This is a genomic window from Streptomyces sp. NC-S4 (assembly GCF_054353315.1).
The window spans coordinates 774,516-792,658 of record NZ_CM135937.1 but is presented as its reverse complement, the minus strand read 5'-3'; the positions used below and the strand labels follow the sequence as shown (position 1 = coordinate 792,658).

Here is an 18,143-nt window from a genome sequence, read left to right as displayed (position 1 = left end):
GTCAGGTGTGCCGGGTCGCGGCGAGCAGTTCACGGAACCCTTCCATGAACTCCCCGGCGGCCGCACTGTCGTCGAGGGGGAAGGGATAGCTGGAAGACTCGGCGGAATCCAGCCACGCCGACCTGACGTATACGTCACGCTCTGCCGCACCGCTCTCCTGGCGGGACGCCTCGCTCACCATGGTCTGCTGAAGCCTCCCCACCAAGGCGACCCCGCGCACTTCGGCGTATCCGATCAGAACGAGGACCATGTGCTCGGTGAGAAGGCATGCCTCGACCACGGGAGCCGGCCCGGCGTATGCGCCGCGCGGGAGTACGCCGTCATCCGAATACCGGGTCTCGCAGCACAGTTTCGTCGCGGCGCGGAGGTCCCCCAGCGAGTACTTGTGCACCGTGTCCTCCAGCAGGGGGAGGAGGCGTTCATCGAGATCGGTGATGCGGCACAACCGGGTACGACGCTCCCTCACCCCCTCGCCGACGACCGCCGCAGTAGCCCATTGCCCGTACAGGGAGAGAGGAGAGAACTTCGCCTGGAGGAACATGAACGACGAGCCGGCGATGATGAACACCGCCCCCATGGCTGTCTGAAGCGTTTCACCGCGCTCGATCCCCGAAGCCAGCAGTCCCAGTCCGGTCGCGACGACGGACGCGGTGCCCATCAAGGCCATCCCGCGTATGGCGAGAATCACCGAGAGCGTCAGGCTCAATGAAAAGACCACGATGATCGCGCCGACCGACCATAGTATGTCGGGGCTGTACTGGACGGAGAAGACCGAATACGCGGAATACGTTTCTCCCAAGAGGGCAGCCGCTGCCAGGGCCGCGCCAGAAGACTTTCTTTTCAGCATGTAGGGAAGACGCTCCTCGGGGTTGTTCTGAAACCACTGGCGCGGATCGGTCGATGTGGACGCCAGGCGTACGGGTTGGAGTCTGGCGCGCACGCGGCCGGGTGTCGTGAGCAGTGCCTACTCAGCCCGGGCCGGTTCCTGCATCAGACCGTGGGCGGTTTCGCGCAGCTCGTCGCTGAAGGCGAGGGGCTTCAGCGTCTCCGGGTCGAGCCGGACCTGCACCCGATGACCGTGGGCATGAACGCGGCATCCGTCTGCCGATCTCACCTGGAACTCGTACCTCACGCTGGTTCGGCCGAGCCGCGATATCCGGAACCACACGCCCACGTCCCCCGTGCCCCGAATCGGCTCGTCGTACGTGACGAGGAATTCGCGTACGACGAGAAGGGCGTCGACGTACCGCGAGCGATCGGGATCGGTGCTCCATCCCTGTTCCTGCCAATAGGCCGTGATGGCCCGTTCGACGAACAGCGCGTGGCGCGAGTTGTGCACCATACCCAGGAAGTCCAGGTCGTCGAGATGTACCTGCACCAGTTGGGTGTGCCCCGCTTCGGCGGGCAGTTCCTGCATGACCGGTTCCCCCTTGTGAATCGACGTCCGGTCACAGATGACCACCGCAGCCGGGCGGTCCGCATGAGTAGCCGGTACTCAACTCGGCCGACCGAATGCGAAACCGCGCACCGGATCGCGTACCGGCTAATGTGACCGGCATGCATTCGATCGAGTTTCGTGCGGCCCCCCACTCCTGCGGGGGGCAAGGCCGGGGCGGAACGCCCTTTGTTCTGGAATTCCGGGTGGACGGGGTTCCGTTCCTGGAACTGGTGCGGAAGGCGGAGCTCCCCGACGCGCTCGCGGAACAGGCCGAGCGAGCCGCGGAGTTCGCACCGGACCCCTCTCCGTTGCTCGCCGGCGCGTACACGTATCCGGCCCGCCTGTCCCTCGGGCATCTGCTCGGAGGCGAACCCGACAGCGTGCCCCACGGCGCCGAAGAAGGCGAAACGATGCTGTTGTCGTGCACGTGCGGAATCGACGACTGCTGGGCGTTGACGGCGCACATCACGGTCACGGACACCACCGTGACGTGGTCGGGCTTCCGCAACAACTCCCGGGACTGGAACCACGACTCCCTCGGTGTCCTGGCCTTCTCCCGCTCCCAGTACGAACAGTCCCTCCGCGCGGCCCTCGACGCCTTCCCGGCGCCCCGGGCCTGATACGCACCCACGGACGCCTCCGGGCGCTCCGGTTCCGCTGCCGAACGCACACCACACGGAGGGGTACCCCATGGAGAACGAAGCGATACGGGCCTGCCTGGACCTGCTGCACCAGGCGCGCCTCCTGCCTCTGGAGGACGAGCGGCGCCGTCTGCTGGAACAGGCCGCGAGCGAGTTCGTCCGGGACGGGCGACACCGCCGGCGTACCGCGAGACGGGCCGTCCGCGCGGCGGCCGACGCGAAGCTGCTGGCCGGCACCGCGACCGGAGCACCCGACCGGATCATGGACGCCCCGCTGTCGGCCGACACCCCGCACCGATCCGGCCTGTCCGTGCACGAGTACGTACAGCTGCACACCGGTTCCGGCGCGGTGACCCGCCGACCGCCGGGCCGCGCACCGGACGGCGAAGGCCCTCCCAGGCTGCTCAACCGCCCACAACGCTGCTACGTCTGCAAGAACCACTACCGGCAGGTCCATCACTTCTACGGCCAGCTGTGTCCCGGCTGCGCGGACGACAACTTCACCCGGCGCACCGCCCGGACCGATCTGAGCGGCCGGCGTGCGCTGCTCACCGGCGGGCGGGTCAAGATCGGCTTCCACCTGGCCCTGATGCTGCTGCGCGACGGGGCCGAACTCACCGTCACGACCCGCTTCCCCCACGACGCGGCGAGCCGCTTCGCCGCGGCGCCGGGCGCCGCCGACTGGTGGCACCGACTGCGGATAGCCGCGCTGGACCTGCGCGACCCCAGGCAGGTCCTCGCCCTCACCGACCACCTGCTCGGCCGGGCCGCGCCCCTGGACATCCTGGTCAACAACGCGGCCCAGACGCTGCACCGGTCCCCCAGGGCCTACCGTGCGCTGGTCGAGGCGGAAGCCGCTGCCGTCGGGACGGACCGGCCCGCCACCGCGCCGGAGATCTGGACCGCCCCGGGATTCACCGTTCCCGGATCACATGCCGCGGCCCTCCCCCTGACTGCGGAACTCGCTTCGAGGCCCCGGACGTCCCACGCCCCGGCAGGCCCACGCAGCGCGGCCGAGGGCGCCCTCGCCACGTACCCGGACCCGAACCCGCACCCGGACCCGCAGGAGCGCACCGATGAGGCGGGGCTGCTGCAGGAGACGGGCGCCGAGAACTCCTGGACCCTGCGGCTCGGCCAGGTGGAACCGGCCGAACTCCTCGAAGTCCAGCTCGTCAACGCCGTCGCACCGTTCCTGCTCGCCGACCGCCTGCTGCCCCTGCTGGAGGCGTCGCCGCACCCCCGCCGCTACCTGATCAACGTATCCGCCGTCGAGGGCCAGTTCGCCGCCCGCAACAAGACCAGCGGCCACCCGCACACCAACATGGCCAAGGCCGCGCTCAACATGCTCACCCGCACCAGTGCGACGGACCTCGCCGCCCGGGGCATCCACACCTGCAGCGTGGACACCGGCTGGGTCACCGACGAGAAGCCGCTGCCCGCACGGGAGCGGCACGCGGCCACCGGGTGGCGTCCGCCCCTGGACGTCATCGACGGCGCCGCGCGCGTCTACCACCCCATCGTGCAGGGGCAGGCGGGCAGCCCCATCCACGGCGTCCTGCTCAAGGACTACCGGCACGCCGACTGGTGACCGGGGCGGCAGTCGGGGCGAACCGCCCTCGGCCCCCCGCCCTGCGCCGTCAGCGTTCCCGGTCCGGGCGGAGGACTCGGCGTACGGCGTCACGCAACCACTGGTGGGCTCCGTCGGCGCTGTGACGCGGGTGCCACGCCATGCCGATCGTCAGCGGCGGCAGGGGCAGCGGGATGTCCAGCAGGCGCAGTCCCATCGTGTGCGCCGCGTCGCCGAGCGGGGAGGGGGGCTCGCCCGGCAGCGCGGTCGGTACCAGGCAGACCGCGTCGCCCGCCGCGGCCAGCGCCATCGCCGCCAGATGTCCGGGCAGAACGGCGCTGACCCGGCGGCCGAGTCCCTGCTCGGCCAGCGCCGCGTCCAGCGGGCCGGTGAAGCGCCCCCGGCGGCTCACCGCCACGTGTTCGGCCGCGGCCAGCCGCGCGGGGGTCAGGGTTCCCTCGGTGAGCGGGTGCCCGGCCCGCACTCCGGCCGACAACCGCAGCGTGACCAGCTCCTCGACCCGGGTCTCCGGGTCGACGTGGTCGATGGCCCCGATCTCCAGGTCGACCCGGCCCTCACGCAGCGCGGGGCCCGCCTCCCACTCCTCGGCCAGTACCCGCAGCGATACGCCCGGCGCCCGACCCCGGGCCAGCCCGAGCAGACCCGGCGCCAGTGCCGCGCCGACCAGGTCCGATGCCTGGACGGTGAAGGTGCGCCGCAGGGCGGCGGGGTCGACCCTGCCGCTCGGGGTGAGGAGTGCCTCCAGCCGCCGCACCACCGCCGCGGCCTCGTCCCGCAGTGCCTCGGCGCGGGGCGTGGGCACCATCGCCTGCCCCGCGCGCACCAGCAGCGGGTCCTGGAGCACCCGGCGCAGCCGGGCCAGGGTGCGGCTCATCGCCGCGGGGGAGGTGCGCAGCCGCGCGGCGGCACGGGTGACGCTCTGCTCGGTCAGCAAGGCGTCGAGGGCGACGACGAGATTGGCGTCGAGGTTCGGAACTGGGCTGCTCACCGGCGTTATTCCATTTCGGGCAATGATTGGTTGCTGAAGTTCCCATTGTGGCAATGCGGGAGCCCTTCGCACGATGAGGGGGCCTTATCGATCCGACACAGACCACGAGGTTTTCATGATCGTCATCACCGCCCCCACCGGGAACATCGGCCGTCGGCTGCTGTCCCTGCTGGTCGAGGCCGCGCCCGCACACGGAGAGGAGCTGCGGGTCGTGGCCCGTGATCCCGCCCGGATCCCCGAGGCCGTGCGCGGAGCGGTCGAGGTGGTCACCGGCTCGCACGGCGACGCCGCGACCGTCGAGCGCGCCTTCGCCGGGGCCGACGCCGTTTTCTGGCTGGTTCCGCCGGACGCCTCGCTCACGCCGGAGGAGGCGTACAGCGGCTTCACCCGCCCGGCCGCGCGGGCGTTCGCCGCCCACGGCGTCGGCCGTGTCGTCGGCGTCTCCGCGCTCGGCCGCGGCACCCCGCAGGCCGGCCGGGCCGGGCTGGTCAGCGCTTCCCTGGCGATGGACGACCTGATCGCCGGCACAGGGGTCGCCTACCGCGCCCTGGCCAATGCGTCGTTCTTCGAGAACCTGCTGGAGGAGACCGACTCGATCCGCGAGCACGGCGTCTTCACCGACACCGCCGCCGCGGACCGTCCGGCCCCGCTGGTGGCCGTTGCCGACATCGCCGCGACGGCGGCCGGGCTGTTGCTGGACCGTTCCTGGACCGGCGTCGGCAGTGTGCCGGTGCTCGGCCCCGAAGACCTGTCGCCCAACGACATGGCCCGCATCATGAGCGAGCAACTGGGCCGTCCGGTCCGCTACGAGCGCGAATCGCTCGACGACATGCGGTCCGCCATGCTCGCCCACGGCCTCAACGAGACGTTCGTCGAGGGCATGGTCGACATGAAGCGCGCCAAGGACCGGGGCCTGGACTCGGGTGTCGCCCGCTCGGTACAGGCCGGACCGGCCACCGGCTTCGCCCAGTGGTGCGCGCAGACCCTCAAGCCCGCCGTCCTCACCACGCCGGAGGCAGCCGATGCCCGCTGACCGAACCGAGCCACCGGTCACCGCGTTCATGCTGGTCAAGACCACACCCGAATGGCTGGCGATGACCGTGGCCGAACGCGTCCACGCCTTCACCACACACGTCGCTCCGGTCATCGAGGCCCGTACCCAGGGCGTGCGCTCCCGTTTCTACGACACGGAGTTCTACTCGGCGAGGGTGACCGACATCTGGGTCTGGGAGGCGGACGACCACGACGCCTACCGGCTGCTGATCGACGCGCTGCGCGAAACCCCCTTCTGGGACCGCTACTTCGAGGTCGTGGACCTGCTCGTAGGAACCGAGAACGGTTACGCCCGCACCTACGGCCTGCAGCCGGTGGCCACCTTCGCCACCTGACGGGACCCCTCCGGCCGCCGGTGCCGCCGCCCTGGGCGGCGGCACCGGCGGCCGGCGCGACCGGGGTGGGGCCTGCGACTCGCACCCATACAGGGAAGGCGGCCTGAGCTGCGACTTCCGCGCCGTCTTTAGCCGAAGTTGCTAGAACCGCGCAGCCGTCCGGCCGGCGGCACTATCGTCCACATCTCTCCAGCAGCACCGGCCTGCCGGAGTCCGCCCCCGTCGCCCCAGGTGACACATGTCGTCCGACGGTTCGGAGACTGTTCCCCATGCCTACTGGATCACCTCCCCTGAGGAGGTCGGCGACCCTCCTGACGCTGGTCGCCGCTCTGTGCGCCCTGCTCCTCGGCGGCGCGGGCACGGCCTTCGGGCATGCCGGCCTCAGCGGCTCCGACCCTGCGGACGGCTCGGTCCTCAAGCAGGATCCGAAACACGTCACGCTCACCTTCACCGAGTCGGTCAGCTTTCCCGACGAAGCACTGAGGGTGCTGTCGCCGCAGAACGAGCGTGTGAACCCGCGCCCCGCACAGCATGTGGACGGCAAGGAGAACACCGCACGGGTGGAGCTGTCCGGGAAGCTGCCCCGGGGCACCTACACGGTGGCGTGGCGGGTCGTCTCCGCCGATGGCCACCCGATCTCCGGCGCGTTCGTCTTCTCGATCGGCGAGCCGTCCGCGACGACCGCCGTGGTGGCGACCGGTTCACCGGACGACACGGCGGTCGGTCGCCTGCACAGCGCGTTTCGTTACGTCGCCTACGGGGGGCTGGCGCTCCTCGTCGGAGCTGCCGCGTTCGTCCTCCTGTGCTGGCCCGCCGCGGGCGCGCATCGACCGGTGCGCAGACTGCTGTGGGTCGGATGGCTGGCGCTGGCGGCGTCCACGGCGGTCCTGTTGCTGTTGCGCGGTCCGTACGAGACGGCCGGTCAGGTGACTTCGGTGTTCGACCCGGCCCAGCTGGGAAGGACCGTCACCGGGCGGCCCGGCGGCGCGCTGATCGCACGGCTCGTGCTCCTGGCGGTGGCTGCCCTGGCGCTCCGACGTGTGGCCCTGCGGCTCCACGGCCCCGATGACGGACCACAGCCCCAGGACCTCGGGGCCCCCGTCCGCAGGACCGGCGTGCTCCTCGCCGTGGCCCTGGCCGTCACCTGGGCCGCGGTCGAACACGCCTCAGCCGGCGTACAGGTCGTACTGGCCATGCCGGTCGCCGTACTGCATCTGCTGGCCATGGGGGTCTGGCTGGGCGGTCTGCTCACCCTGCTGCTCCTCCTGCGGCGCCGCGATCCAGGAAGCCAGGACATCCCCGCGGCCGCGATCGGCCGCTTCTCGAAGCTGGCCTTCCGCGCCGTCGTGGTCCTGGTCGGCACGGGGGTGTACCAGTCCTGGCGGCAAGTCGGTTCCTGGGAAGCGCTGTCCACCACGGCGTACGGCAAGATCCTCGTCGTCAAGCTCGCCGTCGTGGTCCTGGTGCTGTGGGCGGCCTCCTTCTCCCGCCGCTGGACGGCCCGACTCCTCCACGAGTCGTTGTCGTCGGCCAGGCAGACGCTGGCCAGGCAGACGCTGTCGGTGCCCGCCCCCGATCGGGTGCCGGCCGGCCGAACGGTCGGGGCACCCGCGTCCTCCGGGGTGAGCCACCTCGACGGCGTGTCCGCCGTGCCGGCGGGGGAAGAGGTGCGGGACGAAACCGGGCCGCCCGTCCCCGAGGCCGACGGGTACCGGCGGAGCCTGCGTCGCACGGTCGCCGTCGAAGCCGTGCTCGGTGTCCTGGTCCTGGCGATCACCACCCTCCTCACCGGCACCCAGCCCAGCCGCGCCGTCGGCGAGAAGATCTCGGCGGCCTCCGCCGAGGAACCGCGGGTGAAGGTGGTCACCGTGCCCTTCGACATGGGCAAGGCCAACCACCGCGGCACGGTGCAGATCACGCTGACGCCGGGGCAGGTCGGCGAGAACACGGTCGAAGCCGTCGTCTTCACCGCGGACGGCGGCCTCGCCGTAGTCCCGGAACTCCGCCTCACGCTCACCCAGGACGCCCTCGGAATCGGCCCGCTGGACGCCAAGCTCAAGAACCAGAAGGGGTTCTGGGCCGCATATGACCTGCGGTTGCCGATGCCGGGGGAGTGGACCCTGAACATCACGGTGCGTACGACCGACATCGACCAGGTGACCGTGCGCGAGACCGTCCGCATCACGCCGGTATCGGGCGCGTAGCGAAGCAGGCCGTCGTCGCAGTCCTACTGCGGCGCGGCCGAGTCGGCCGCGCCGCAGGACCCGCAGCTCTCAGCCGGCCTGGCGGCGGTTGCGGCGTACCCACCAGAAGGTGCCGGCGGCGGCAAGCAGCAATACGGCGGCGATCACACCGGCGACGGCTCCCGTGCTGCCGCTCGATTCCTCCTCACCGGTCGCCCGGGCGCTCGTGGACGTGACCGGAGCCCCGGGAGCCTCCGACGAGGGTTGAACGGGGGAGGCGACAGAACCTGCCGTCGGTGTCGGCGAGGGGCTGGGAGCGATCGGCCGGGCCCCTGGGGCTGCGGCCTTCAGGTCGAGCACGGGGGCAGGGTTGTCGACCTTCTCGCCGTTGGTGGGCACCTCGATCCAGCGGGAGACCTTTCCGTCGCCGTAGGTCTCCAGGGTCTTGAAGGCCAAGGACTTCTCGTCCGGCAGCTGGCGTACGGTGATGCTGTACTCGGCGTCCGTACCGGTGGCCAGAGCCGGGCCGCCGATCGTGTACCCGTCCGGGGTGGCCGTCAGCTTCCACTCCTTGGGAGCGTCCTTCACCGCCACGGCGTCCGGAGCGATGCCCTTCGGCAGCACCACCCGCAGCTCCGCGATACCCGCGGTCTCCGACTCGGCCTCGGAAGTGAAGGACAGCGTGACGTTCTCGGCGAGTGCACGCGGGTCGGAGGCCGTGACCTCCGCGTGCGCGGCGGCAGGACCGGCGGCGACGCCCAGGAGCACCAGGGCGCCGACGGCCGCGAGGCCCAGTCCGTGCGGCTGGAGCCGGGTGTGTGACCTGTTCATGATGGAGGAACCTCTCGGCACGCGGGACGGGCCTCACCGTGGAGGTCAAGAGCCCGCCGGGATCAGGGGAACGTCTCCTGCACGTCCGGCGGGAGGCCCCCGACGTACCACCGCGTGACAGAGCATCCGTGCCGCCGTCGGCGGCACGGCCATGCCGTCCGGCACGATGGGTACGGTCCGCAGCGCCAACCGTGCCCCTGGCCGACTGCGGACGCCGAAAGCCGCGACGGCCGCCGCGACCGCCGCCTGGACCCACCGGCCCATGGCCTCCGGCAGACGGCTCAGAGTCCGGTCCGCGCAGTGCATGAGCAGGGCCATCGCGCATGCGGCCACGCAATGGGCTGCTGTCATCGTCCACGTGCTGTGGTGTGCCGCGCGTCCGGTCCCCGGCAGACTGCCGTGCGCCCCGGTGTGCCCGCCACCTGCCGCGTGCACCGACAGGGCGCGGTGCAGCAGCAGTTGCGCGGCCCCGGTCGCCATCACCACGTGCCACCCGGGGCGGCCCGGGCGGGCCGCGAGCACCGAGAGCGCGAAGACGACCGCCGCACCCATGGCCGCCCGCCGCCAGGACAGCGGATCCTCCGAGGAGAGGTGATGGCCGACGACCGCCAGAGCGGAGCTGAGCAGGGTGAAGACGCCAGCCCGGAGCCGGCGTCCGCCCCACCTCGAAGGCTGCGGACACGAACGCGTCTGGGCAGAGGCTTCGGCCATGTCGGGCCATCATCCACGGGGTCCGGCCGACCTCAGGTCCCAACTGTCAATTGCGGAGCAGTTTTGCCGCTGCGGGGCGCAGCGACGCGTTCGCGGAGGCTCCTCCCGCCGCGGCGACGCCGTTCATCAGCAGGGTGACGGTCTGCTGGGCGAAGTCCTCGGTGACACCTTGGCGGCGTACGAGGATCCGGAGCCACAGGGCTCCGGCGAGTGCGTCGACGAGGAGGGCCGGATCGAAGTCCGCGGGGAGTTCGCCGCGGGCCACGGCCCGTACGAAGATCGGCTGGTGCCTGCCGAGGCGGTCCTCCAGGAAGGACGAGACGAGGTCGCGCATGGCGGGGTGCCGGACGGCGCCGACGAGGGCGGACTCGACGACCGCGCGCTTGTGCTCGTCCGCGAGCAGGTCCTGGACCCGGGCGCCGAGGCTGGTGAGGTCGCCCGCCAGGCTGCCCGTGTCGGGCAGATCGAAGGAGAGCAGGCCCGAGTTGAGCAGGGCGTCGCGCAGCAGCTCGGACTTGGACGGCCACCAACGGTAGATGGTCGTCTTGTTCACGTTCGCCCGCTGGGCGACACCTTCGATCGTGAGCGGGTCATAACCGTGCGCGGCCAGCAGGTCGAGGCAGGCCGCGAAGATCTCGTCACGGCGGCGGGGGCCGCCCTTGCTCGGTTTCCGCGTGTCGTCCGTCATCGCGGCTCACCGTATCAAGCAAAACGCAACGCCGCGTTGCAGTCGTGGGTGCTCTGCTCCTAATATCGCAACGCACCGTTGCGTTGCATTGAAGACTCCACGGCACCCCGGACCGTGCGTGCGGGAGCGGATCGGGCCGCGGCACACCCCCGAGGACAAGTCCTCGACAGCACGCCACACCGACCAAGGAAAGCTGGTTCCCCATGCGGGCCTCGACGATATGGAAACAACCCCTGGCCTGGACCCTGACGTTACTCGGGTGCGTGGTCGCCGCCGTGGCCACCCTGAGCTATCTGGGACCCGCGGCCGACCCCGAGAAGCACCTGCACGATCTCCCGGTGGTCCTGGTGACGGAGGACCGGGGCGCAGGCGGGCCCGCGGGCGCGGTGAACCTCGGCGACCGGGTCGCCGGGAGGATCATGCAGGGCGCGGACGACGGCCGGGTGCGATGGCAGCGGGCCGCCACGCGTGCGGAGGCCGAGCGGGCCCTGGACGACCAGGACGCGTACGCCGCTCTCGTCGTCCCCGCCGACTTCAGCCAGTGCTCGCTGGCCCTGCTCGGCGGCCCCGGTCCGGCCGGCCGACGGCCGTCGCTGGAGATCGTCGGCCACACCGGAACCGCCGGCATCGCGGCCTCCATGGCGGACAAGGCCCTGCGGCAGGCCGCGACGCAGGTGTCCCAGCAGGTGGGCGGTGAGCTCATGGCCCAGCTGCACGCACCGGCGAAGGCTTCCGCCGCCGACCCGTCCGCCGGCTTCCTGGCCCTGCTGCGCGACCCGGTGGAGGTGAAGGAGACCGTCCGGAGCACGAGCGGTGCGCCCGGCGGGTCGGCATCGGGTGCCGCCCCCCTGTACTTCGCCATCGCGCTGCTCGTCTCCGGGCTGGTGCCGGCGTCCCTGCTGACGATGGTGGTGGACTCCCGGCTCGGGTACGTCCCCCTCGAGGTCGGACCCCGCCGGCGGCAGCGGCCCGCCGTTCGCATCACCAGGACGACCACCTTCCTGGCCAAGTCCCTGCCGGCCGCCGTGATGGGCTTCGCGGCGGGTTCGGTCGTCGCGCTGCTGTGCCTGTGGATCACGGGCCTCGACCCGTCGGACGGCGTGCAGCTGGTGCTGTTCGGGGGCACGGCCTGCGCCTCGGTCACACTGGTCACGCTGGCGCTGTTCGCCGCCCTGGGTGCCCCGGGTCAGGTGGTCGCCCTCCTGCTCCTGACGCTGGTCGGCATCCCCCTGTCCGGAGCGGCGCTCCCGGTGGAGGCGCTGCCCGGCGCGCTCGACACCCTCGGCGCCCTGCTGCCGGCCCGTCACATCGCCGCGGGTGCACGTACGCTGCTGTTCTTCCGCAGCGGTGACGTCTCGGCCGGGGCGTGGCTGGTGGTGGCCGGCTACGGCCTCGGGGCCCTGGCGCTGGGTCTGGGCGTCAGCCGCTGGTACGACCGCAGGGGCTACCACCGCGCGGCCGAGCACGAGTTCCAGCGCCGCCCGGCGCCCGTATCGGAGCCGGTGCCGGTTCCGTCGTGAGGCCCGGCCGAAGTCCCGTTCTGCGAAGGTGACATGGGGAGGCCCGGTCCGACGCGCGAATGCGTCGGGCCGGGCCTCCCCGAGTCGGTCGGCCACCTGCCGCCCCGAGCGGGTCGTGGAAGTTACGGAAGTGGCCGGTGAGGTTTCGGGGATTTCCCAATGGGCGGTGGCCGGCGCGGCTGGCAGGATGGGGACGTAGCAAGTCGCCCCGGGAGACGCATCCGTACCGCCCGTCGGGGTCAGGCGTCCGGGAGCCGCGGGGGTGAGGACATGGTGGCGGTGACCATGCGCTCGATGGCGTCCCCGTCGAAGGCGCAGCCGTAGAAGACGCTGCGGAACATCATCGCGCCCGCCCACATCTCCAGAAGCATGGGGATGTCGGTGCCGGCGGGCAGATCGCCCCGTTCGATGGCGCGTTCGAGGACGGTGCGCGCGCGGGCGCGCCGGGGCTCGATGATGTCCTCGCGCAGGTGCTGCTGCAGTTCGGGATTGCGGGCGGAGTCCGCGATCAGGGCCGGAAGGATCACCTGGACCTCGGGTGAGCAGAAGAAGTCGGCCAGGGCCTGACGGGCGACGGCCAGGATCTCCTCCGTGGAGTTCCCGGTCTCGTCGACGGGGACGTCCTTGAGCCGTGTGCGCACCGCGTCGAGGACCAACTCCGCCTTGCCGGGCCAGGACCGGTACAGCGTGGCCTTGCCCACCTTCGCGTCCGTCGCCACCTCGCCGATCGTGAGGTTCGCGTATCCCTCCTTCTTGAGGAGTTTGAGCGTGGAGGCGAGGATCCTCTTCCTCGCCTCCAGGTCTCGGCGTTGCAGGCCGGACGAGGCCATGACGCTGTGCAGGGTGCGCTTGTCCCCCATACCGGGATCTCCTCTACTCTCGGGCCGCCTCGGCGGACCAGGTGGCCACGGGGCCGGTGTCCGGCTGGTCGGGGCCAGGGCCGGCCGGCGCGTGGCCGTACGACGTGCGTCGGCCGAGGCGGTCGACAACGGTTGTACCACCCGGGCGCGGCGGGCCCGAATGGCGGGGCGTCCGGCCGCCGCCGTACTCGGTTCGCTTCTGTCTGCTCTCGTCGGTGCTGCGGGGTGCAGCGATCCGCCCTCGTGCCGCCGCGGGTCCGCCCGCCCCGGTGGCTTGCTCGACCCTGGAGGTTCACCGCCGCCGACCGGCGCTGCTTCTACGGCAACTCCGCCGATATGAAGGCCTGTTGGGGCGACAAGCAAGTCTCCGGAACTCTCTGGTCAGAACGGATCGTTTCGTTTTAGGCTAGGTCCGTGCCACAGCACAGTCAAGGTGTCGTCCCGGCAGTCGCCGTGGTTCTGCGGCTTCCCTCCTTCCTGAAAGGCAGAGCACCCCTATGACGGCAATCGACACGGGCACGCCCCCGCGGTTCGCCTCGCTCAACCCCGTCACCGGCGAGGAGATCGGCTCCTTCCCCGTGGACGACGAGCACACCGTGCGGGACAAGGTGGCCCGGGCCCGGCGGGCCTCCGAGGCGTGGGACCGCCTCGGCCACTCCGGACGACGGCCGCTCCTGCTCGCCTGGCGCCGCGTGATGGCCCGCCGCCTGCCGGAGATCATCACGCTGATGGAGCGTGAGAACGGCAAGGTGAAGGCCGACGCCCTGGTCGAGATGGCGGCGGCCCTGGCCCATCTGGACTGGGCCGCGCGCCATTCCCGCAGGGTCCTCGGCCGGCGCCGGGTCCCCTCGGGGCTGCTCATGGCCAACCAGTACTCGACGCTCGAGTACCGGCCGTTCGGCGTGATCGGCGTGATCGGCCCCTGGAACTATCCGGTGCACACCCCGATCGGCTCCATCGCCTACGCGCTCGCCGCGGGAAACGCCGTGGTGTTCAAGCCCAGTGAGTACACACCGGCCATCGGGACGTGGCTCGTGGACACGTTCGCGGAGGCGGTGCCCCGCCATGAGGTCCTCCACCTGGCCACGGGTGACGGGAGCACGGGAGCGGCCCTGTCCACGGCCGGGGTCGACAAGGTCGCCTTCACCGGCTCCGCCCGCACCGGCGCCCGCGTCCTGGCCGCCTGCGCACCGTCGCTCACCCCCGTCCTGCTCGAACTGGGAGGCAAGGACGCGCTCGTGGTCGCGGCGGACGCCGACGTGGACGCGGCGGTGGAGTCTGCGCTCTGGGGCGCGTGCAGCAACGCGGGACAGTCCTGCGCGGGCATCGAACGGGTCTACGTCGCCGCCCCGGTCTACGAGCGCTTCCTCGACCGCTGCGCCGAGCGCGCCCGGGAGCTGCAGGCCGACGCGCACTTCGGCCCCGTCACCATGCCGGGGCAGCTGGACGTGATCCGGCGGCACATCGACGACGCCCTCGCCCGCGGGGGCCGGGCGGTGGTAGGCGGTCCCGAGTCGGTCCGGCCGCCGCATGTCCTCGGGCCGGTCGTCCTCGCCGATGTGCCGGAGGACTCCGCGGCCGTAAGGGAGGAGACGTTCGGGCCGGTGCTCGTGGTGAACCGGGTGGCGGACGCGGAGGAGGGCGTCGCGCGGGCCAACGACTCCGCCTACGGCCTGGGCGGTGCCGTCTTCGCCCGCCGCGACGCACGCCGTCTGGCGGACCGGATGCGGACCGGGATGGTGAGCGTCAACGACGTGCTGTCCTTCCCGGCCGTGCCGGCGCTGCCCTTCGGCGGACGGGGCGCCTCGGGCTTCGGGCGGATCCACGGCCCGGACGGACTGCGGGAGTTCACCGTGCCCAAGGCGGTGACCCGCAAGCTGTTCGACGCGCCGCTCGCGGTGTCGACGTACGCGCGCGGCCCGAAGGACGTGCAGCGCCTGCAGCGCCTGATCACATTCCTCAACTCCCGCTGATCCACCGGTGACTTCCGGACTCCCTACGACCGAGGAGGAGAAGGACATGTTGCGGATGCGTCCGCGCTGCATGGGCTGCACGCAGGAACTGGCCCGGGACGCCCAGGCGTTCATCTGCAGCTACGAGTGCACCTGGTGCCCGCGCTGTGCGCACGGCTTCGCCGAGGTGTGCCCCAACTGCAAGGGTGAGCTGGTGGCCCGGCCGCGCCGGACGACCGGGACGGCCACGATCGTCTCCCGCTTCCCCGACCGCGTGCGGCGCTTCGCGCGCAGGACCGCCGGACGGGCGTGAGGCCCGGGCGTGCGGCCGTGGGGCTCAGGCGAGCTCCACGGCCGCACGCGAGGTGATGAGCCCCGTGTAGGTCCGGCAGTCCAGGCCGGTCAGCTCCTGCCAGCGGTCCAGGCGGTACCTGAGGGTGTTGGCGTGCACGCTCAGGATCCGGGCGGCCGCCGCCACCGAGAAGCCGTGATCGGCGAACTCCCGCACGGCCTCGGCCAGATGGGGATGTGACCGGGCCGTGTCGAGGGCGTCGTCGAGCAGCGGGACGTGTCCCGCTCCGATGTCGGCGATGAACGCGAAGGGCCAGATGTCCGCGTAGCGGTGCATTCCCGGGCGTCCGCCGCCCGCGCGCAGGGCACGGCGGGCGTCGCCGATGCTGCGACGGGCCCCGGCGGGGCCGGAGCGGACCAGGCCGACACCCACCGGTCCGCCCCCGTCCTCCAGGAGAGCTGCTTCGGCCCGGGCGGCCGGCTGCCGGTCCTGTCCCATGACGACGACCTCACCGGGGGTGTCCAGGACGACGAAGCGTCCCGGTCCCTCGTCCAGGCGTGACTGGATCTCCCGGAGCCGGGACGCGTCGGCGGTCCGACGGCTCACCCACAGCTGGAAGTCGCCCACGGGGTCGAAGCCCAGCCGCTCCAGGGCCGTGTGGAGTTCACTCTCCGGCACGGTGGGGTCGTCGAGCGCCTCGGCAAGCCGGCGGCCCGCGGCCAGCCGGGCCATCGAGGCGCCCGCCAGCGCCTCGCGGTGCCCGGCGCCCACCTCGCTGGTGATGTACTGCACCCACAGCATCGTGCGTTCCATGGCCGGCAGCAGTTCGCCGAGGTCGTCCCGCTGCGCGAGGACGTCGCCGGACTCCTCCCACACCGCGCGGAAGGCCACGTAGAAGCTGAGCAGCACGTCCTCGGCCGGCACGCCCTCCGCGGCGCGGCGCGCCCCGTAGGCGCGCGCCGCCTCGAGCTCGGCCTCCGTGGCGGCGGTGCGTCCCGCACCGAGGGCACGGATGCCGGCTTCGAGGAAGAACCGTACGTGCGCGTCGACGTCGGCCCGGGGCAGGTCGGGGCCGCGGAAGCTGTCGATCTGCTCCAGGATCCCGGCCGTTGCCTTGGCCGCCAGCCGCGCGATGTCGGCCCGCAGGTGAGCGGCCACGGCCGCTGCCGCCGTCCGGCCGGGTTCCGGCTGCTGGTCCGTCGTGGCCAGGTCCACGGTCACAGGCCCCCTCTACATGATCATCTCCGGCTCCCGTGGACCCTACCCGTGTCGCGGTGCCGGCAGACGCCGATGTGACGCGGGGGCCGTGTGAGCTGGATCGCGCAGCACGCGGGCGAACCCGGCGACCGCCCGGTCAGCGGGTCGCCGCCGCCGGGGCGGCGGCCGTACGCGCCAGTTCGTTCAGGAGGTAGGCCGCGTCCTCGCTCTGCCAGGGGAAGAAGTGGTCCCCGTACAGCACCCGCAGGCCGAGCCACTGCTCCGTGTGGCGCTCCCATTCGGCGACGCGGTGCGGCGGATGAAGGGGGTCGTGGCGTCCCGCCAGGGCGAGCACGGGCACGTCGAGCGGGGTCGATGCGGGGGCGGGAGCGTGCGCCAGCAGTTCGAAGTCGGCCCGGGCCGGACGCAGGACGAGCTCGCGCATGGTGGCCGACTCGAGGACCTCCGGCGGGGTCTGGCCGAGCTGCCGGATGTGGTCCAGCAGGAGGTTCTTGCGTTCGGCCAGCAGACCGTTGGCCTTGCGGTCGAGGCGGTCGGCGGGGCACAGGCCCGACACGACGAGAGCGGCCGGGGGCATGCCCCGTTCGCACAGCGTCCGGCACAGCTCGTAGGCGAGCAGGGCTCCCATGCTGTGGCCGAACAGGATGGTCCGGGGGACCGGCAGCCGTGCGTGCTCGCGGGCCAGCTCCTGGGCGAGCGGGTGGATCACCTCGGAGGCCCGCCGGCCGGGCTCCTCCGCGAGGCGCAGCCCGTGGCCCGGCAGTTCGACGGCCTGCAGTTCCACGGACGGCGGCATCAGGGACGCCCACGACCGGTAGGCGGACGCGGTGCCGCCCGCGTACGGCAGGCAGAGGACGCGTGCCTCCGGGAGGCCGGTGACCGATGACAGGGTGCGCATCCAGATGCTCATGAGGACTCCTTACTTCCCTGCCGGGCCGGAGCACCCGGCCAGCCGGGTCAGCTCTGTGTGGCCGCGTAACAGGATTCGGCTGTACTGGTCGGGATGGGTCAGGCAACTGATGTGGCCGCCGGGTACGAGGGCCAGTCCGGCAGGTGTGCCGTCGGCGCGCACCGCTTCGAGGAAGGCGCGCTCGTCGGCGCGGAACCTGCGGTCCCGGCGGCCGTTCACGAACTGGACGGGGGTGGTGCAGGCGCGGGCGAGCGCGAGGAAGTCCCGTCGGGCCAGGTCGGCGACGACCTCGGGGAAGGTTTCCATGGCGAGTCCGCCGTGCACGACGGCCGCGGCCGTCTCGTCGGGCAGGAGGCGGCGGAAGACCGCCTCGTTGAGCCGCGTGGCGCGCTCGCCGCCGACCCGCTCGATCAACCGGGACATGGCGGTGAACTCCCGGGTCACCCGGCCGCCGGCACCTGCCGTGGCGCCGTTGACCAGGAGTCCGGCCGCCCGGCAGAGGTCCGAGGCGCCGTAGGCCAGCGTGGTGAACCCGCCGAGGGAGACGCCGGCCACCCAGGGGCGTCGTCCGGTGCTGCGCGCGGCCTCCTCGACGGCCGCCGCGACCCGGTCGACGGCGCCCTCCAGCGTGAACCGCTCTCCTCTGAGGGTGCCGTGGCCGGGCAGGTCGCACGCGGTGATGCGGAAGCGGGGGGTCAGCCGGGCGGCGTACGGCTGCCACATCCACGCGGACAGCCGGATCCCGTGGACCAGGACGAGCGGTACGCCGTCTTCCGGTCCCGCGGTGAACATTCCCGGTTCCTCCGGCAGTCGGCGCCAGCCGTCGGCCGCGCGCCATTCGTCGGACATACAACGCTCCCTTGGTCTTCTCGCCGTGAGGGCACATGCCGGCGCCTCACCGGTCTGCGGAGGGAAGATGGTGCGCTCGCTTCGAC

The 18,143-nt window shown here is 72.0% G+C and carries 18 protein-coding genes; 8 read left to right on the top strand and 10 right to left on the bottom strand.

Features of this window, described 5'->3' with window-relative positions:
* Nucleotide 1: 1 nt before the first annotated feature.
* Nucleotides 2-940: a hypothetical protein gene (locus ACXNSR_RS03060; protein ID WP_458640582.1), complete on the bottom strand. Its 939-nt coding sequence runs from the start codon at nucleotides 938-940 to the stop codon at nucleotides 2-4.
* A gap of 24 nt (nucleotides 941-964) precedes the next feature.
* Nucleotides 965-1,417 (bottom strand): acyl-CoA thioesterase, encoded by a 453-nt coding sequence (locus ACXNSR_RS03055; RefSeq protein ID WP_458640581.1) that lies wholly within the window; start codon nucleotides 1,415-1,417, stop codon nucleotides 965-967.
* Between the two features lie 224 nt (nucleotides 1,418-1,641).
* Between ACXNSR_RS03055 and ACXNSR_RS03050 the strand changes: the two genes are divergently transcribed.
* Together ACXNSR_RS03050 and ACXNSR_RS03045 are read left to right on the top strand one after the other, a co-directional pair.
* Nucleotides 1,642-2,058: a hypothetical protein gene (locus tag ACXNSR_RS03050; protein WP_458640580.1), complete on the top strand. Its 417-nt coding sequence runs from the start codon at nucleotides 1,642-1,644 to the stop codon at nucleotides 2,056-2,058.
* A 70-nt stretch (nucleotides 2,059-2,128) separates the two neighbouring features.
* A complete protein-coding gene (locus ACXNSR_RS03045) occupies nucleotides 2,129-3,667 on the top strand; it encodes an SDR family NAD(P)-dependent oxidoreductase (protein ID WP_458640579.1) in 1,539 nt (512 codons plus the stop codon).
* 49 nt (nucleotides 3,668-3,716) lie between these two features.
* Here the strand turns inward: ACXNSR_RS03045 and ACXNSR_RS03040 are convergent, their stop codons facing one another.
* Complete coding sequence (locus tag ACXNSR_RS03040) at nucleotides 3,717-4,664, bottom strand: LysR family transcriptional regulator (protein WP_458643547.1); 948 nt, start codon at nucleotides 4,662-4,664, stop codon at nucleotides 3,717-3,719.
* Between the two features lie 106 nt (nucleotides 4,665-4,770).
* Here ACXNSR_RS03040 and ACXNSR_RS03035 point away from each other — a divergent pair, with 106 nt between their 5' ends.
* The 3 genes from ACXNSR_RS03035 to ACXNSR_RS03025 all read left to right on the top strand — a co-directional run bounded on the left by ACXNSR_RS03035 (nucleotide 4,771) and on the right by ACXNSR_RS03025 (nucleotide 8,247).
* On the top strand, nucleotides 4,771-5,688 hold the full coding sequence (locus tag ACXNSR_RS03035) for an NAD(P)H-binding protein (RefSeq protein WP_458640578.1): 918 nt from the start codon (nucleotides 4,771-4,773) through the stop codon (nucleotides 5,686-5,688).
* A complete protein-coding gene (locus ACXNSR_RS03030) occupies nucleotides 5,678-6,043 on the top strand; it encodes a darcynin family protein (protein WP_458640577.1) in 366 nt (121 codons plus the stop codon). The genes ACXNSR_RS03035 and ACXNSR_RS03030 overlap by 11 nt, the downstream gene beginning before the upstream one ends.
* A 269-nt stretch (nucleotides 6,044-6,312) precedes the next feature.
* A complete protein-coding gene (locus tag ACXNSR_RS03025) occupies nucleotides 6,313-8,247 on the top strand; it encodes a copper resistance CopC/CopD family protein (RefSeq protein ID WP_458640576.1) in 1,935 nt (644 codons plus the stop codon).
* 69 nt (nucleotides 8,248-8,316) lie between these two features.
* Here the strand turns inward: ACXNSR_RS03025 and ACXNSR_RS03020 are convergent, their stop codons facing one another.
* Genes ACXNSR_RS03020 through ACXNSR_RS03010 form a run of 3 tightly spaced genes read right to left on the bottom strand, consistent with a single transcriptional unit; the run spans nucleotide 8,317 to nucleotide 10,456 of the window.
* Nucleotides 8,317-9,057 carry a DUF1775 domain-containing protein gene (locus tag ACXNSR_RS03020; RefSeq protein ID WP_458640575.1) on the bottom strand — a complete coding sequence of 247 codons (741 nt, stop codon included), beginning with the start codon at nucleotides 9,055-9,057 and terminating at the stop codon, nucleotides 8,317-8,319.
* A gap of 45 nt (nucleotides 9,058-9,102) precedes the next feature.
* Nucleotides 9,103-9,768, bottom strand: a complete 666-nt coding sequence (locus ACXNSR_RS03015) for a hypothetical protein (protein WP_458640574.1) — start codon at nucleotides 9,766-9,768, stop codon at nucleotides 9,103-9,105.
* Between the two features lie 46 nt (nucleotides 9,769-9,814).
* Entirely contained in the window at nucleotides 9,815-10,456 is a 642-nt protein-coding gene (locus ACXNSR_RS03010) for a TetR/AcrR family transcriptional regulator (RefSeq protein WP_458640573.1), read from the bottom strand.
* A 203-nt stretch (nucleotides 10,457-10,659) separates the two neighbouring features.
* Here ACXNSR_RS03010 and ACXNSR_RS03005 point away from each other — a divergent pair, with 203 nt between their 5' ends.
* Nucleotides 10,660-11,976, top strand: coding sequence for an ABC transporter permease (locus ACXNSR_RS03005; protein WP_458640572.1), 1,317 nt, complete (start codon nucleotides 10,660-10,662; stop codon nucleotides 11,974-11,976).
* Between the two features lie 239 nt (nucleotides 11,977-12,215).
* Here ACXNSR_RS03005 and ACXNSR_RS03000 read toward each other — a convergent pair whose 3' ends face one another.
* Complete coding sequence (locus tag ACXNSR_RS03000) at nucleotides 12,216-12,836, bottom strand: TetR/AcrR family transcriptional regulator (RefSeq protein ID WP_458640571.1); 621 nt, start codon at nucleotides 12,834-12,836, stop codon at nucleotides 12,216-12,218.
* A gap of 497 nt (nucleotides 12,837-13,333) precedes the next feature.
* On the opposite strand from ACXNSR_RS03000, the gene ACXNSR_RS02995 reads away from it, so the two are divergent.
* Nucleotides 13,334-14,809 carry an aldehyde dehydrogenase family protein gene (locus ACXNSR_RS02995; RefSeq protein WP_458640570.1) on the top strand — a complete coding sequence of 492 codons (1,476 nt, stop codon included), beginning with the start codon at nucleotides 13,334-13,336 and terminating at the stop codon, nucleotides 14,807-14,809.
* Between the two features lie 46 nt (nucleotides 14,810-14,855).
* Entirely contained in the window at nucleotides 14,856-15,101 is a 246-nt protein-coding gene (locus ACXNSR_RS02990) for a DUF1272 domain-containing protein (RefSeq protein ID WP_458640569.1), read from the top strand.
* Between the two features lie 24 nt (nucleotides 15,102-15,125).
* Here the strand turns inward: ACXNSR_RS02990 and ACXNSR_RS02985 are convergent, their stop codons facing one another.
* The 3 genes from ACXNSR_RS02985 to ACXNSR_RS02975 form a co-directional block, all read right to left on the bottom strand.
* Nucleotides 15,126-16,301, bottom strand: coding sequence for a PucR family transcriptional regulator (locus tag ACXNSR_RS02985; RefSeq protein WP_458640568.1), 1,176 nt, complete (start codon nucleotides 16,299-16,301; stop codon nucleotides 15,126-15,128).
* A gap of 133 nt (nucleotides 16,302-16,434) precedes the next feature.
* Complete coding sequence (locus tag ACXNSR_RS02980) at nucleotides 16,435-17,208, bottom strand: thioesterase II family protein (RefSeq protein WP_458640567.1); 774 nt, start codon at nucleotides 17,206-17,208, stop codon at nucleotides 16,435-16,437.
* A gap of 9 nt (nucleotides 17,209-17,217) precedes the next feature.
* The gene (locus ACXNSR_RS02975; RefSeq protein WP_458640566.1) at nucleotides 17,218-18,057 is read right to left on the bottom strand and encodes an alpha/beta fold hydrolase; all 840 of its coding nucleotides are present in this window, start codon (nucleotides 18,055-18,057) and stop codon (nucleotides 17,218-17,220) included.
* Nucleotides 18,058-18,143: the final 86 nt, after the last annotated feature.

What these genes read in the sequence shown, in the direction of transcription:
- ACXNSR_RS03055 (WP_458640581.1), bottom strand. Translation starts at nt 1,417, where the DNA reads ATGCAGGAACTGCCCGCCGAAGCGGGGCACACCCAACTGGTGCAGGTA.
- ACXNSR_RS03045 (WP_458640579.1), top strand. Translation starts at nt 2,129, where the DNA reads ATGGAGAACGAAGCGATACGGGCCTGCCTGGACCTGCTGCACCAGGCG.
- ACXNSR_RS03035 (WP_458640578.1), top strand. Translation starts at nt 4,771, where the DNA reads ATGATCGTCATCACCGCCCCCACCGGGAACATCGGCCGTCGGCTGCTG.
- ACXNSR_RS03030 (WP_458640577.1), top strand. Translation starts at nt 5,678, where the DNA reads ATGCCCGCTGACCGAACCGAGCCACCGGTCACCGCGTTCATGCTGGTC.
- ACXNSR_RS03025 (WP_458640576.1), top strand. Translation starts at nt 6,313, where the DNA reads ATGCCTACTGGATCACCTCCCCTGAGGAGGTCGGCGACCCTCCTGACG.
- ACXNSR_RS03020 (WP_458640575.1), bottom strand. Translation starts at nt 9,057, where the DNA reads ATGAACAGGTCACACACCCGGCTCCAGCCGCACGGACTGGGCCTCGCG.
- ACXNSR_RS03015 (WP_458640574.1), bottom strand. Translation starts at nt 9,768, where the DNA reads ATGGCCGAAGCCTCTGCCCAGACGCGTTCGTGTCCGCAGCCTTCGAGG.
- ACXNSR_RS03010 (WP_458640573.1), bottom strand. Translation starts at nt 10,456, where the DNA reads ATGACGGACGACACGCGGAAACCGAGCAAGGGCGGCCCCCGCCGCCGT.
- ACXNSR_RS03005 (WP_458640572.1), top strand. Translation starts at nt 10,660, where the DNA reads ATGCGGGCCTCGACGATATGGAAACAACCCCTGGCCTGGACCCTGACG.
- ACXNSR_RS03000 (WP_458640571.1), bottom strand. Translation starts at nt 12,836, where the DNA reads ATGGGGGACAAGCGCACCCTGCACAGCGTCATGGCCTCGTCCGGCCTG.
- ACXNSR_RS02995 (WP_458640570.1), top strand. Translation starts at nt 13,334, where the DNA reads ATGACGGCAATCGACACGGGCACGCCCCCGCGGTTCGCCTCGCTCAAC.
- ACXNSR_RS02990 (WP_458640569.1), top strand. Translation starts at nt 14,856, where the DNA reads ATGTTGCGGATGCGTCCGCGCTGCATGGGCTGCACGCAGGAACTGGCC.
- ACXNSR_RS02980 (WP_458640567.1), bottom strand. Translation starts at nt 17,208, where the DNA reads ATGAGCATCTGGATGCGCACCCTGTCATCGGTCACCGGCCTCCCGGAG.
- ACXNSR_RS02975 (WP_458640566.1), bottom strand. Translation starts at nt 18,057, where the DNA reads ATGTCCGACGAATGGCGCGCGGCCGACGGCTGGCGCCGACTGCCGGAG.